At 74.3% G+C, this 15270-nt stretch carries 5 protein-coding genes; all 5 read right to left on the bottom strand.

The features are described 5' to 3' along the window. Positions 1 to 1027: 1027 nt before the first annotated feature. Positions 1028 to 1498: a hypothetical protein gene (locus KBZ10_RS01310; RefSeq protein ID WP_210985562.1), complete on the bottom strand. Its 471-nt coding sequence runs from the start codon at positions 1496 to 1498 to the stop codon at positions 1028 to 1030. Positions 1499 to 1829: 331 nt separating this feature from the next. Next, positions 1830 to 4265, bottom strand: a complete 2436-nt coding sequence (locus tag KBZ10_RS01315) for a cation-translocating P-type ATPase (protein ID WP_210985563.1) — start codon at positions 4263 to 4265, stop codon at positions 1830 to 1832. A gap of 732 nt (positions 4266 to 4997) precedes the next feature. After that, positions 4998 to 5990: an LLM class flavin-dependent oxidoreductase gene (locus tag KBZ10_RS01320; RefSeq protein ID WP_210985564.1), complete on the bottom strand. Its 993-nt coding sequence runs from the start codon at positions 5988 to 5990 to the stop codon at positions 4998 to 5000. A gap of 50 nt (positions 5991 to 6040) precedes the next feature. Continuing rightward, the gene (locus tag KBZ10_RS01325; RefSeq protein ID WP_210985565.1) at positions 6041 to 11410 is read right to left on the bottom strand and encodes a type I polyketide synthase; all 5370 of its coding nucleotides are present in this window, start codon (positions 11408 to 11410) and stop codon (positions 6041 to 6043) included. After that, the gene (locus KBZ10_RS01330; protein ID WP_210985566.1) at positions 11407 to 15207 is read right to left on the bottom strand and encodes an AMP-binding protein; all 3801 of its coding nucleotides are present in this window, start codon (positions 15205 to 15207) and stop codon (positions 11407 to 11409) included. Before KBZ10_RS01330 ends, KBZ10_RS01325 begins: the two co-directional genes overlap by 4 nt. Between the last annotated feature and the right edge of the window lie 63 nt (positions 15208 to 15270).

Consider the following 15270-nt stretch of genomic DNA (forward strand, 5'->3'; position numbering starts at 1 on the left):
GCACTCGCTACGCCGCCTCCGCGGTCCGGGCGAGCCCGGGGGCCGGCCGACGGCACAGGGCAGCCGGGTCTCCCACGGCTGCCGGGCGGTCCGGGGTCCGCCCGGCGCCGCGCGCCGCGTCCGGGACCCGGCCCGGCCGTTCGCCTCGGACCGGGCCACGGCGTCCGGTGCCGCGCACCGCACAGCGGAGGGCCGCCCGCGTACCGCGTGTACGCGGGCGCCCCGCAGCACGCGGAGCGGTGTGGTGCCGGACGCCGCTGTCCCGGCGGGGAGGCCGGAGCGGCTCCTATACGCGCCACCGGCAGACGAGGCGGAGCGTGGACCGGCCGGAGAGCGGTCTCCGGATCCCCGGCGCGGCCGACCGCGGCACCGTACGGCCGGGCTCGGTCTCCTCGGACACCGCCGGCAGGTCAGCCGCGGTGTCCTCACCGGGAGACGGTGACAGCGGACGGTTCTGGAACACACCGGCGGGGGCCGGCGGGGAACAGGAATCGCCCGGGGGCGCCGGCTCGGCCGGTTCCGTCCCCGTGCGCCCGGCTTCCTGCGCACCGCGGTCGTGCGTGCCGTGATGATCCGGGGGATGGTGCGGGCTGTGGGTGTGGCCGAACACGGCGCCGGCCGCTGTGCCGTATGCGTGGCCGGGGCCGTGCAGAAGCGCCGTGCAGTCGAAGGCGGTCAGCAGCAGCCCGCCCAGCACCAGCGAGAGAAGCCGGTACGGCCGGGGCGGAACGGCGGGGACACGGGGTGAGGAGATCCGGGGGCTGCGGAAGCGGTTCGGCACGGGTCCTCCGCGGAGCGGCCGCCTTCCGGACACGCGTCCGGAAGGGGCGTACGGGCGATGGGGGCGGCTCGGGGTGCGACGCCACGGTGTGCCCACCCGCCCGGTCGAGGGAGGGTGGGAGCAGAGTCGACGAGAAACCGGGCGCCGGTGGCCGGAACGCGCGGACCCTGTGGCCGGGAATCGTCCGGGCCGCGGGATTGCGGCGAAGCAGGGCTGCGGCGTGACCGGCCGGCAGGACGCCGGATCCTAGATCCGCAGAACGGCCTGTCTACGGGCGTCCGCCGGCAGCCGCCCGGCGGCCGCCGGATCGCCCGGGGAGAGCTCGCCCGGCGCCGCGGCCGGGACGGCCCGGTCACCGGCGGGCGAAGGAGCGCACGGAGCCGCCGGCCCGGGGCTCTGCTGCGGCTGTCCGGGCAGGCACTCCGGCGCCGGATGGGAGGGGTCGCTGCCGTGACCCCCGCCGTGGCGCTCCGGCGAGGCCTCCTCGGTCACCCCGCCGGTTCCGGGCCCCGTCCCGCTCGCGGGGCTCGCAGGATCCGCGAGTCCCGTCGCGGCGAACGTGGGTGCCGGTGCCGGAAGGTGGCCCGTTACGCCGTCCGCGCTCACCGCGTGGACGTACACCACGCCGAACACCAGCACGGCCAGCCACAGCACGCGCAGCGGTTCCGTCCAGGAACGGAAGCGCTGCGCGGCGAAAGGTGGCCGAGCCGTAATCATGCCGTGATCCTAGCGAGTTGACCGCTCCGGTACCGCACTCTTCCGGTGAACGGCCGAGTGGCGACCCTTCACCGGCGGTGGGCCCGGTCCTTCCGGCGGTCCGCCGGAGAGCCCGCTGGTGTTCCCGGCCGCGGGGCCGCGGGGCCCGTCCGGTGGAGCGCGCCGCACCGGGCACACGGAACCGGTGAGCAGCCACCCTGGTCGTCCGGGATCCGTCCCCGCCCGTGCCCGCCGGAACGGGCGGTCCGGCCGCCACCAGGCCTTCGCTCCCCGGCCGCCACCGGGCCGGCGGGCCTCCTCGTGCCCCCGCCCCCGGTGCGGCCGGTACGGATCAGCCGCCGGCCCGTCCTCCGTCCCCCGGCAGCCGCAGCCGTTTCAGGGCCAGGGCGTTGAGAGCGACGATGACGCTGGAGCCGGACATGGACAGCGCGGCGATCTCCGGCCGGAGCACCAGGCCGAAGGCCGGCTCGAAGACCCCCGCCGCGATCGGCAGGGCCACGGCGTTGTAGCCGATGGCCCAGCCCAGGTTCTGCCGCATCTTGCGCAGGGTTCCGCGGCCGATGCGCAGGGCGGTGGGCACGTCGAGGGGGTCGGAGCGCATCAGTACCAGGTCTGCGGTCTCGATGGCCACGTCGGTGCCCGCGCCGATGGCGATGCCGAGATCGGCCCGGGCGAGAGCGGGCGCGTCGTTGACGCCGTCGCCGACCATGGCGACCTTCCGGCCACCGCGCTGCAACTCGGCGATCTTCGCGGCCTTGTCCCCGGGGAGTACCTCCGCGATGACGGTGTCGATGCCGAGTCGCCGCGCGATCCGTTCGGCCGTGGCCCGGTTGTCGCCGGTGAGCATCACCACCTCGACGCCCAGGGCGTGCAGTTCGCGCACGGCGGCCGCCGAGGTCTCCCGGGGCGCGTCGGCGATGCCGATCAGCCCCGCCACCCGGCCGTCGACGCAGGCGATGACGACGGTGCGGCCGGTGGCGGCCAGTTCCTCCCGCCGGGCGGCCACCGGGGCCAGATCGACGCCTTCCCGTTCGGCCAGGCGGCGGTTGCCGACCGCGACCCGGTGACCGTCCACGACGGCGGTCGCTCCGTGGCCCGGCACGTTCTCGAAGCCACGGGCGCTCGCGGGCGCCACGTCCCGGCTCTCGGCGTGACGGACGACGGCTTCCGCCAGGGGGTGCTCGGACTCCCGTTCCACCGCCGCGACGAGCCGGAGCAGCTCCTCCTCGCCTCCCTCCCCGGGCCCCGGTGCGGTGACGACGTCGGTGACCTCCGGTTCGCCCTTGGTCAGGGTGCCGGTCTTGTCCATGACCACGGTCCGGATCCCGGCGGAGACCTCCAGGGCCGCGGCGTTCTTGAACAGCGCGCCGCGGCCCGCCCCCAGTCCGGTGCCCACCATGATCGCCGTGGGAGTGGCCAGACCGAGGGCGTCCGGACAGGTGATGACCACGACGGTGATCGCGAAGAGCATCGCGGCGCCGAAGGTCCGGTCGGTGGCCAGCAGCCAGACGCCCAGAGTCGTCAGGCCGCCGGTCAGCGCGAGGAGGACGAGCCAGAAGGCGGCCCGGTCGGCCAGCCGCTGGCCGGGCGCCTTGGAGTTCTGCGCCTCCTGCACGAGCTGGACGATCTGGGCCAGCGCGGTGTCGGAACCGACGCGGCCGGCCCGCACGCGCAGCGTGCCGTTGACGTTGACGGTGGCGCCGACGACCGCCGAGCCGGGGGCCTTGTGCACCGGCAGGCTCTCACCGGTGACCGTCGACTCGTCGACCTCGCTCTCGCCCTCCTCCACGGTGCCGTCGGCAGCGATCCTGGCACCGGGGCGGACCAGCAGCAGATCCCCCACCACGACCTCGGCCGTCGGGATCTCCACCGGCTCACCGTCCCGGACCACGAGCGCCTTGGGCGGCGCGAGATCCAGCAGGGTGCGGATGGCGTCGTTGGCGCCGCCCCGGGCGCGCATCTCGAACCAGTGCCCCAGCAGCACGAAGGCCGCCAGGACGGTGGCCGCCTCGTAGAAGACCTCGCCGCCGCCGGTCAGCGTGACGATCAGCGAGTACAGCCAGCCGGCGCCGACGGCGACCGCGACCAGGACCATCATGTCCAGGGTCCGCGCCCGCAGGGCCCGTACGGCGCCGCCGAAGAAGACCGTGCACGAGTAGAAGATCACCGGCAGGCTCAGCAGCAGCGCCCACACGTCCTGGCGCAGCCCGAACGGCACCGGGGCGTGCAGGCCGAAGACGTCCTCACCGATCGGGGACCAGATCACGATGGGGACCGAGAACAGCAGCGCCACCAGGAAGCGGTGGCGCATCCCCGCGACCATGGCCTCCATGGAGATCTCGCCGCGGCCACCGTGGCCCATCACCTCCTGCGGGGGGCGGGGCCGCCCCTCGGCACCGGCGGGCGCCTCGCGCGCGCCGGCTCCGCCCGCGACGCGCTCCACGGGAGTCCGTCCGGGATCGATCAGCGGATCGCAGATGTGGGAGGGGACGGACAGCCCGGCACAGTGGTATCCGCACTCGGTCACCCAGCGCCGCAACTCGGCCACTGATGTGCGTTCCCGGTCGAAGACGACGGTGGCCGTCTGCGCGACGGGGTTGGTCTCCACCTTCAGCACGCCGGGCCGGCGTTCCAGGACGGCGGTCACCGTGCTCTGCTGCGAGGCCCAGTGCAGACCGCCGACCTCCAGCACGACGGATCCGGTTCCGCCGCGGTCGCCGGCCGGGTGCCGTGCGGCGTCACGGCGCTCACGTGCCGGTCGGGACATGGCCGGCCTTTCTTCCTCGTGCTCGTCGGCGGCGCCGGCCGGAGGGCCGCCGGGAAAGGTCCGGTGCCGTGCGCCGCGTACCGCCCGTGGCCCCTCTTTGTCCGGCGACGTCCCAGTGTGGGACGGCCACGCGCGTTTCCGGGCCGGTGACCCGCCGGGGCCGCACTCCGTTCATCCCCCCGGGCGTGCATCCCCCGTGGACCGGTCCCGGCGATCGCCTTCGCACACGTCACCGCATGCCGACGCGGACGGCTCTCCGGTGCACGCGTCCGCGGACACCGCCTCATGAGGTGCGTCGCGTCCGGGCGTCCGTGAACCGCCTCCGGAACGCGGAACGGGCCTCTCCCAGCGACTTTCGTCACTCGGAGAGGCCCGTTACCGATACCTCGTGCGTGGGGCACCGACGAAATGCCCTGATCAGCGCTAAAATCACGCGGCCGAAGATCGTTTCCCGCGACCACGGAGATCATTTCCCACCAAGCTGGTCAGCGGAGGCAGCCTCTCACCGCCCGTCCTCGCCTGGGCTAACGTGGACGATCAGTCGGACAGGCTCCAGTGTGGGCCGTCGAACCACTCCGCGACGAGGTTCCCCTTTGCCCCGCAGGAAGTGAAGGGCTCAGGTCGGCGGGACGGTGCGACGAGCCAGGGGAAGAACCGAACGTTTTGCAGCCCGTGAATGGCGCTCAACCCTTCGAGTTGGTTGGTGAACCCGCTGGGGACGGGACAGCGGGGTCACGAGGTTTCCCCTTGAGCGTGGCGCAGCGCGCGCATCGAGTGGTGCAGGTCCGCCTCTTCGGTGATCTCGTCCAGGATGAGGGTCGAGACTCCGAGTGCCAGGTAGCGCGCGAGCAGCTTGCCCACCTGTTCGTAAGTGCCGACGAGGTAGGGGCAGAAGGTCTTGTAGGCGCGGAACGGATAAAGCCAGTAGGTGTCCTTGGGCGCGTGCGACTGGAACGCGTCTCGGGAAAGGCCGAGGTGCCACTGCGATTCGACGGTCTCGGCCGCGATCTCGTGCACCTCCTCGCCCAGCGGGTCGGAGGGGAACCGCGCGTGGGCGACGGCCCAGGCCTCCTCGGCGGTATCGCGGGCGATGATGCCGAGGCGGAAGCCACTGTCGACGAGCGGCGTTCCCTCTCCGTATGCGCCGATCTCACGGGGATAGGCCAACCGGGTGACCCCGAGCCGCTGCTGAGCCGTGCGACAGGCGTCGGAGGTGCCGGAGACGAACACACCTGGCTTCAGACCGGGTTCGAGCGGCGGAGTGACGGTCGCGTGACTCAGTCGGTAGAACTCGCCCTCGTAGGAGACCGGGCGGTCGCCGTCCAAGAGCTGCTGAACGATCTCCGCGTATTCCGTGAGCCGGTCGTAGCGCCGGTCGTGGTCGAGTCCGCAGCCGAGCTCCCGCAGGTGCCGGGGGAATCCGCCGATGACGTAGTTCAGGTCGACCTGGCGCTCCTGGAGGAAGCCGATGCTGCTGATCATCCGGGCCACGCTGAACGGGTGCATGTACACCGGGTTGACGGCCACGAGCGGCACGAACCGCACGGTGTTCTCGATGAGGAGCTGCGCGGCGGCCCACGGGTCGAGAAGGGTGTTGTCGCTGTAGACGAGCATGCCGCGGATGCCGGCCGCCTCGGCCCATTTGGCCTCCTGGATCAGGCGCTCTCTGAATTCCCACGGGGTGCGACCGGCCGCCGATGGGAAGGTCGTGTACAGGGTGACCACTTTTTCTGACTACCTCTTCTCCAGAGCACGGAATGACAGGGCGACTCGTGTCAGCTCGAACCGAGTCGGCGCAGTTCCTCCGCCAGCGTGCGCGGCGTCGGGAAGTCGAACATCGCTGCGATGCTCAGGTCGATACCGAATTCCGCCCGCAGGTGCGACATCAGTTCCACGGCCGTGAGCGAGTTCCCGCCGAGCTCGAAGAAGTCGTCGTCCGGAGCGACGTTCCCGATGCCGAGCATGGCCGACCACAGGGCGGCCACCCGGTCGTCGACGCTCGCCGCGCGAGCAGCGGACGGGGCCGCGGCGAGGCCGGGGTCCGAGGCAGGCGCGGGGGTCTCGCCCCCGCTCGCCGCCGCCACCGCGGCCCACTCGGCCGGCGGCTCCGCGGCCGCGCTCGTGGCGGTCGGCGAACCTCCGCCCGGAACCGTCGTCACCGTGTCCCCGAGGGGCAGGGGCGCCTCCTCCCGGAACGGCCGCACGGCCACCTGCCGCGGAGTGTGGCCGCCCAACAGCTCGAAGAGCAGGTCGAGCCCCGTCTGCGGGGGGATGCCCTCCGGGCGCGGACCGGCCGGTGCCGCCGCTTCCTGCGTGTCGGCGCCGCCCAGTACGTCCCCGGTGATCCTACGCATCATGAACCCGGTGATCTCGGCCACGACCCGGCCGTCAGGCGCGATCAGTTCGATGTCCGCCGCGATCGTGTCCCGTGCCGAGTTCTTGCGGCGCACCTTGCTGAACAGCTTCGGCGGCAACTCCTCGTGGACGGTCAGCTCGCGGTAGAGGAACGGCAGGTGCGGGTCCTCGCGCTCGATGTCGCGGGCATAGGCGGTAGCGGCGTCCAGCAGCGTCGGGTGTACGGCGTGCTGTCCCGCCTCGGCAGCGAACTCCTCGGGCAGGGCCAGCGCGACCACGCGCAGCTCCCGGTCGGCGGAGGTGGTGCGGACCTCCTCGACGGTGTGCCAGCGGGGCCCCAGGGCGAAGGCCAGCCGACCGGACTTCAACGCGGACGGACTGCTGTCCGGTACGGAGGCCAGCAGCGCCCGCAGGTCCACCCGGCGCCGTTCGGCGGTGGCCGGGCCGATCCGCCCGGTCACATGCTTCAGTACCGCGCCCGGTCCTCCCACCGGCGTCGAGGTGATGGTGAACGCGTGTCCGCCCGCCGGGTCCGGCGCGAACGCGATCTCCAGGCGGCGGACGGCCGGAACGGCGAGCGGGCGGAGGAAGACGGCGTCCGACACGCGTACGGATCCCTCTGCGCCGCCCAGCACCTCGGAGCGGTACGCCCCGATGGCCAGGTCCAGGTACGCCGTGCCCGGCATGACGGGGGTACCGTCCATCCGGTGCTCGTCCAGGACGGGGAAGGCCTCGGCGCTGACGTCGACCGACCAGTGGACGCCGCCCTTCTCCGCGACCCTGCGGCGTTCGTCGTCGGCCAGGCCCTCGACGGCCATGCCCACATCGGTCCACGACGGCCAGTTGATGCTCAGCAGCCGGTCGGCGTTGATCCGGGCGGAGCGGACCCAGGCGTCGAGGAAGGCGTTACCCGCCGCGTAGTCGCCGCTGCCCACGAGTCCGTCGAGCGCGGCGCGGCTGGAGAACCCGACGAAGAAGTCGAGAGTGCGACGTCCCTCGAAGACCTCGCGCAGCGCGAGGGTGCCGGCCACCTTGGGGGCGAGCGTGCGCTGCGCACGGTCCCGGTCGGAGAACTGGACCATGGCGTCGCCGGCGATCCCGGCCAGGTGGAACACGCCGTGCACCGGGCCGTGTTCCTCGGTGACCTCGTCCACCACGGTCGTCAGCGCGGCGGTGTCGGTGACGTCACAGGACCGTGCCAGGACCACGGCGCCGAACTGCTCCAGTTCCTCCCGGGCGGCCCGGGCGAGCACACCGCCCCGGCCGAGCAGCACCAGTCGCGGACGCAGGCCGCTGCTCGCCAGCCCCTTGGCGACGGACAGGCCGAGGCCGCCGAGGCCGCCGGTGATCAGATAGACACCGCCCCGGCGGAGCGGATTCGCCTCCAGGGGCTCGGGCCGGTAGGGGGTCTCCACCGGAAGCCAACGGCGGTCCCCCCGCAGGGCGACCAGTCCGCTGTCGGGCCAGCGGCGCAGCTCCTGGACGGTCTCCTCCTCTCCCACCCCGGTGCCGAGGTCGATCAGGCGCGCGGCCGCCCGTGGGTTCTCCTTGGCCAGGGTGCGCACCAGGCCCGTCAGCATGGCGTGCGCGGCCTCGACGGGCTCGTCGCCGGAGACGTCCACGGACCGCTCGGTGACGACCGTGAGCGCGGGCTGGACGGAGCCCCCCAGCGCCCGGCCGGCCTGCCGGACGAGCTCGGTGACGGTGTGGAAACCGAGTTCGAGGGCCTGCTCCACGTCGGCGGCCGAGGCGGCGCCCAGCGTCCAGCCGTGCACGACCAGTTCCGGCACGGTCTGCCGATCGGCCAGGGTACCGAGCAGGGACCGTAGGTCCTCGGCGTGCGCCGGGCGGACGGTGAACCCGCCGGCCACCTCACCGAAGCCCTCTCCGGCCCAGACCGGGACGACGCGCAGTCCCGCCTGGCTCAGACGGGCGAGCAGGTCGACCGAGGCGGTGCGGTCGGCGGGCAGCAGGACGACGGCGTGGGTGCCCCCGCGGGTCCCCCGCGCCGGTTCCGGCCGGGCGGCGGACGGCGGCTCCTCGGTCCACCGCGCGATCGAGAAGGGGCTGACGACCTGCGGCTCGGCCGGCCCGGCCGGGAGGGCGGCCGGCACGGCGGCCGGCTCGGTGGCGCTCGGCCGGACGGCGTTCGGCTCCACCCAGTAACGCTCGCGCTGGTACGGGTATCCGGGCACCTCGGTGCGCAGCCACGGCGTTCCGCCGTTCACCCCGTCCCAGGCGACGTCGTGTCCGTCGGTCCACACGGTGGCCAGTGCGTTCAGGACCGACCGGCGGTCGCCCGGGGACTGCACGCGCCGCTGCGGCAGGGTGGCGGCGAGGACGTGGCCGCCGTCCTGCACCGCGGGGTGGCGCCTGGCGAGGGCGGTGAGCGTACGGCCGGGACCGACCTCGAGCAGCAGCCGGTCCTGCTCGGCGAGCAGGGTGTCGAGGGCGGCGCCGAAGTGGACGGGAGCGGTGAGCTGGCCGGACCAGAAGGCGGGATCGGTGGCCTGGGCGTCCGTCATCAGGGCCCCGGTGGCGGCGGAGTGGACCGGAATGCGCGGCGGCCGCAGCTCCATCTGTGCCACGGCGCGGTGGTACGCGTCGGCGGCCTCGGCCATGCCGGGGCTGTGGAAGGCGTGGGAGGTGTTGATCCGGCGGGAGGTCAGACCGGCCTCGCGCGCGGCTGCCGCGAAGGCGTGCAGGTCCTCCGTGCCGCCGGCCACCACGACCTGTTCGGGGCCGTTGACGACGGCGATCGTGACGCCTTCGGTCATCAGCTGCCGCACCCGGTCCGCGGAGGCGGCCACCGCGAGCATGGCGCCCGCGGGCTGCGCCTCCATGGCACGGGCCCGGACGGCCACCGCGCGGACGGCGTCGGACAGGGACAGCACGTCGGCGACGGCTGCCGCGGTCACTTCACCGATGCTGTGGCCGAGCAGTGCCGTGGGACGGACACCCCAGGACATCCACATCCGGGCGAGGGCGTATTCGACGGCGAACAGCAGCGGCTGGGCCTTGAGGGTGCTCTGCAGGTCGGCGTCCCGGGCCGCCTCGCGCCACCACTGCCGCAGGGGCAGGCCCTCGGCCTGGAAGAGGTTCAGCACCTCGTCGAACGGGGCGGCGAAGGACGGCTCGTGGTCGTAGAGGTCGTGGGCCATGCCCGCGTGCTGACTGCCCTGGCCGGGGAAGAGGAAGGCGATCGCGCCCGGCCGGTCGCGGGAGGTGCCGACGACCGCGGCGGACCGGGGGTCGGTGAGGACGGCCACCGCCTCGGCAGCGCCGGTGGCTACCGCGGCGCCGCGGACCGGGTGGGCCGTGCGGCCGCGCTGGAGGGTGTCGACGCTGGCCGCGAACTCGCCCTCGCCGACGGCCGCGAAGTGGTCCGCCAGGCGTTCCCGGTAGGTGTCGGCCGCCTGCGGGGTGCGGGCCGACCACACCACCAGGCGGGGGCTGCCGTCGTGCCGCGGCAGCGGGCGCGGTGGCGCCTCCTCCAGCACGGCGTGGACGTTGGTGCCGCCGATGCCGAGCGAGCTGACGCCGGCGAAGCGGGGCCTTCCGGGCGTGCTCGGCCAGTCCTGGGCTTCGACGGGCAGCCGGAAGGGGGAGCCGTCCAGCTCCAGCTTGGGGTTGGGCCGGTCGAGGTTGACGTTGCCCGGAATGCGCTCGTTGACCAGCGAGAGCACCACCTTGATCAGGGAGGTGACACCGGCGGCGTGGCCGAGGTGGCCCACGTTGCCCTTGACGGAGGTCAAGGCGCAGCCGCCCGGCTCCGGATCCTCGGAGAACATCCGGAACGCCTCGTTGAGGGCGGTGACTTCGATCGGGTCACCGAGCACGGTGCCGGTGCCGTGGCTCTCGACGAGGGAGATGTCGCCCGCGTCGATACCGGCCATGCTGATCGCCTCGGCGATGACGGCGACCTGCCCCGTCACGCTGGGCGCGGTGTAGCCGACCTTCTCGGCGCCGTCGTTGTTGACGGCGGTGGACCGCAACACCGCCAGGACGCGGTCGCCGTCGGCCAGCGCGTCGGAGAGCCGGCGCAGGACGACCACTCCGGCGCCGCTGCCGAAGACCGTCCCGGAGGCGTCGGCGTCGAACGGACGGCAGCGGCCGTCCTTGGTGAGCGGTCCGCCTTCGGACCAGTAGTGGCCGTGGCCAAGGGGGAGTTCCACGTCCGCGCCGCCGGCCAGGGCGAGTTCGCACTCGCCCGCGCGGAGGGACTGGGCGGCGAGGTGCACGGCGACGAGGGAACTGGAGCAGGCCGTCTGCACGGTCATGCTCGGGCCGTGCAGACCGAGCTTGTACGAGACGAGGGTGGCGGCGGAGTCGGCGTTGTTGAGGGCGCCTCGGGACATGCCCGTGGTGCTGCGCGCCCGCCCGTCGTCCGGGTCCGCCAGCCGCCCCTGGTAGGTGTTGGTCCCGACCGAGCCGAAGACGCCGACGTCGGGCAGTGAGCCGGGGACGTGCCCGGCATTCTCCAGCGCCGCGTGTGCCGTCTCCAGGAACAACCTGATCTGCGGGTCGGCGATCTCGGCGTCCCGCGGGGTGAAGCCGAAGAGCCCGGCGTCGAAACGGTCGAGGTCGGCGGCCTGGGCGACCGCCTTGACGTAGTCGGGGTCGGTCAGGGCGGCCTCGGTCACGCCGTTGGCGCGCAGCGCGTCGTCGTCGAGCGGTTCGACAGAGTCGGTCCCCGCCATGAGGTTGCGCCAGAACTCGTCGGCGCTCCGGGCTCCGGGGAACCGGCCGGCGAGGCCGATGATGGCTATGGGGTCGGGCAGTTCGTTCATGAGTTTTCCCCAGTGTCCTGGTAAAGGTGTCGTCGGATGTCGAGTCGGCGCCGGGCGGCGGACCCGGCCCCGGGCGGGGCCGTGATGGAGCGACCCGGGCCCGGAATGCGGGCGGCGGTACGGTCCGCCCTCCGGTCCGCGCCCCCTGAGCGTCCGTCGGCAGGGGCGTCGAGGACTGCGGCGAGGCGGCTCAGAGTGGGACGGGCGAACAGCTCGGTCACCGGTACGTCAAGGCCCAGCCGCTCCCGCAGCAGCCCGTGCAGCCGCACGAGGCCGATCGAGGTCAGCCCGGCGTCGAAGAAGTTCTCGTCGGGTCCCAGGTCCCGGCCGAGCACCTCGCGGGCGAGCGCGGCGAGGCGCCCGCCGTCCTGCCCGGCGGTGTCGACGGCCGCGGTGGCGGTGGCGGTGGGCAGGGCGGTGCTGCCGGCGGCGGAGACCTTGTGGTTGTGGTCCATGCCGAGCCGGTCCACCACGCGTACGACGGCGGGGACTGCGTGGGCGGGCAGCAGGCGGCGCAGGTGGGTGCGCAGCCCGTCGGGGTCCGGGAGGGCGGCGCCGTGCGGCACCACGTGGAGGGTCAGCACGCCGCCGACGGCGTTGGCCTCGAAGGTGGCCAGCGCACGGGCGACGGAGTCGTGGCTCAGGGCGGCGGCCTCGATCTCCTCCGGGGCCACCCGGAAGCCGTCGACGAGGAACTGCCGGTCCGCGCGGCCTTCGATGTGGACCCGGCCCGCCGGATCGCGCCGTCCCAGGTCACCGGTGTGGAACCGGCGGACGCCGGGTCCCGTCCCGGCCGTGAACGCGTCGCCGCGCTCGCCGTCGTCCAGGTACCCCAGGGCCACCCTCGGCCCCTCGACCACGACGCCGCCCCGGCGCCCCGGTTCCACCGGGCGGCCCGCCTCGTCGAGGACGAGGAGCCGGTTGCCGCCGAACCCGTCGCCCACCGGGAGGACCGCGGTGTCGGGCAGGGACGGATCGGGCTCCTGGCCGAGTTCGGCGACGGTGGCGCCGGAGGCGATCTGCGGGGTCTCCGTGGCGCCGTAGGCGTTGACGATCCGGGCGCCGGTGAGACGGCGGAGCCGGCGTACGAGCCCCGCCGTCAGGGGGGCGCCACCGCAGACCACCAGCCGCAGCGCGTCGAGCCGGGCCGCCGGGCCGCCGGCCGCGGTGACGAGTTCGAGGAGGGCCGGGGTGGCGTGCAGGACGGTGATCCGGCTCTCGTCCAGGAAGCGGACGAGCCGGTCGGGCGACCGGAAGACGCCGTCGGGCGGCACCACGAGCGTGCCGCCCGCGCGCAGCGGTACGAACAGGTCGCGCAGCAGGGGGTCGTGGCCCGGCCCGGCCAGCAGCGCGACCCGGTCGGCGGCCCCCGGCGCGAACTCCTCCGCGTACCGGTCGAGGGAGGCTTCGAGGACCCCGCGGCCGGCCACCACGGCGGCCGGGTGCCCGCTGGTGCCCGAGGTGAACAGGATGTGGCTCGCGTCGGGCAGCCGCCCCCCCGGCGTCGGGCCGGCCACCGGACGAGGGACCGCTTCGGCCGTGGCACTGTCCAGGAGCAGGCAGGGCCGGACCGCGTCCCGCTGTTCGCGCAGCCGGGCGGCGGGCAGAGCGGCGTCCGACAGGGCGGGTACGGCGCCCGCCGCCCAGGTCGCCAGCAGGGCGACGGGCAGTTGGGGCGTGCGGCGCGAGGCCACGTCCACCACGGCACCGCCGGCGGCTCCGGCCGACACCAGCCGGGCCGTGAGGGCGTCCACCCGGTCGACGAGTTCCCGGTAGGTCATGACCGGAGCGCCGTCCTGCTCCACGGCCACCGCGTCGGGCGTGTCGGCCGCCCTGGCCCGGACACTGTCCACCAGCGGCCGTGCGGCCGGGTGCGCGGGGAGGGCGGGGGCCGGGTCCGGGACGGGCCCGAGCGGTCCGAGGGCTGCGTCCGGCTCCTCCAGCAGACGGGTCAGCGCGTGCCCGACCTGGTCGAGGACCTCACGGGCGACGTCCCCCGCCACTCGGTCGGTGGCGTGGACGAGCTCCAGGCGGTAGCCGTCCTCCCGACGCAGGTAGAAGTTCAGGTCGAACAGGGCGGCGTGACCGGGCGGCTGATGACGCGTGGCCTCCAGGTCCCCGAAGCGCGGGGGCGGCGGGGTGCGGGTGACGTCGTTGACCCACACCTGGAAGAGGGGGTTGCGCGTGGGGTCGCCGGCCAGTCCCAGGGCGTCCGCCAGGACGTCGAAGGGCGGCGCCCCGTGTTCGTAGGCCTCCAGGTGGCGCTCCGCCGCGTGCCGCAGCAGGCCGGCGGCATCGGTCTGGTCGCCCACGTCGAGCCGGACGGGCAGCGTGGTGAGCAGGAACCCGAAGAGGTCCTCGTCCCGGTGGCCGCGGCGCACCGAGGCCGGCATGCCCAGGACGACGCTCTCGCGGGAAGTCCAGACCGACAGGACCAGACCCACGCAGGCCAGCAGGAGGGTGGCCGGGGTGGCGCGGTGCGTGCGCAGCAGGGCGTCGATCCGGTCGGAGGTCCGGGCGTCGAAGCGGAGGACGGCGCCGGAGCCGGTGGAGTCGGGGACGGTGGAGGGCTGGGGGGCGAAGGGCAGTCCGCTCCGGGCGGGCATACCGTCCAGGTGGCGCCGCCAGAACTCCAGGTCCTCCGGCCAGCCGCGGACGGCGTCGGGGTCGGCGACCGCGCGGCGCGCGTGGTCGGCGAAGCGGGGGGCCTCTCCCGGTGGAGCGGCACCGGCGTAGGCGGCGGCCAGGCCGGCGAACATCAGGTCGACGCTGTGCTGGTCGCAGACCATGTGGTGGACGGAGAGCACCAGGTAGACGGCGTCGCTGTCGGTGCACTCCAGCAGCCCCGCGCGGAACAGCGGCGCCCGGTCCAGGGGGATGGTCTGACGGGCGATCCTCCGTACGAACGCGTCCGCGTCGGCCTCGGGGCCGGTCGCGGTCTGCCACACGGGGGTGACCGGCCGGTCGTACACCAGACGGGCCTCGCCGTGGGCCGGGCCGCCGACCTCGGCGCGCAGCAGGTCGTGGCGCCGGACCACCGCGGCGAGGGCCGCGTCCAGCCGGGCGCGGTCGGGCCGCCCGGCCAGGCGCAGGGACCCGACCACGTTGTAGGCGGAGGGGTCCGGCATCACGTGGCTGAGCAGGTGCAGCCGCCGCTGCGCCGGGGTCAGGGGGCCGGTCTCAGGGCCGGGGGCACGGTCTCCGCCCGGGCCGGTCACGAGGTGCGGCGCCGGTTCCGGTTCGGCGGGGCGGGCGGTACGGGGCGCGTCGGCCACGTACGCCTCCAGTCGCTCCAGGGAGGCGTTCTCGGCCAGCAGCAGCCGGAGCGGTACGTCGACCCCCAGTTCCTCGGCGATCCTGGCGCGCAGGCGCACGGCGAGCAGCGAGTGCCCGCCGAGAGTCAGGAAGCCGTGCCCGCTGTCCGACAGGTCGGTGTCACGGCCGAGTTCGCCCCACCACACCCGGGCGAGCGGGGTGGCCGCGGTCAGGGCCGGCGGGGTGTCCGGGGCGCGCCGCCACCACGCGGCGAGCGAGCGGACGAGCTCCTCCCCGTCGTCTCCGGCCGGTGCCTGCGGCAGCTCGGGCAGCCAGCGGAACCCCTGGGGGTGTTCCGCGGCGGGCAGATGGTCGGACAGGTGGTCGCGCAGCTCGGCGAGCGGCACGGTCGGGCCGGCCGCCACGAGCGCGGCGACGGTTTCCGGCGCACCGCCGGAACGGCCCGGGACGGTGACCACAGCGGCACGGTCGATGCCCGGGTGGGCGGCGAGCACAGCCTCGATCCGCGAGGTGTTCTGCACGCTTCCTCCGTAGGAAGTCTCGGATGAGCAAGCCGGGACAAGGGGGCGGGTGGGACGGCCCGG

Source organism: Streptomyces sp. F63 (assembly GCF_018070345.1).
Classification (GTDB): Bacteria; Actinomycetota; Actinomycetes; order Streptomycetales; family Streptomycetaceae; genus Streptomyces.

Bases quoted from the DNA above. Each gene is read 5' to 3' on its own strand.
- KBZ10_RS01315 (WP_210985563.1), bottom strand. From the start codon at position 4,265: ATGTCCCGACCGGCACGTGAGCGCCGTGACGCCGCACGGCACCCGGCC.
- KBZ10_RS01310 (WP_210985562.1), bottom strand. From the start codon at position 1,498: ATGATTACGGCTCGGCCACCTTTCGCCGCGCAGCGCTTCCGTTCCTGG.
- KBZ10_RS01325 (WP_210985565.1), bottom strand. From the start codon at position 11,410: ATGAACGAACTGCCCGACCCCATAGCCATCATCGGCCTCGCCGGCCGG.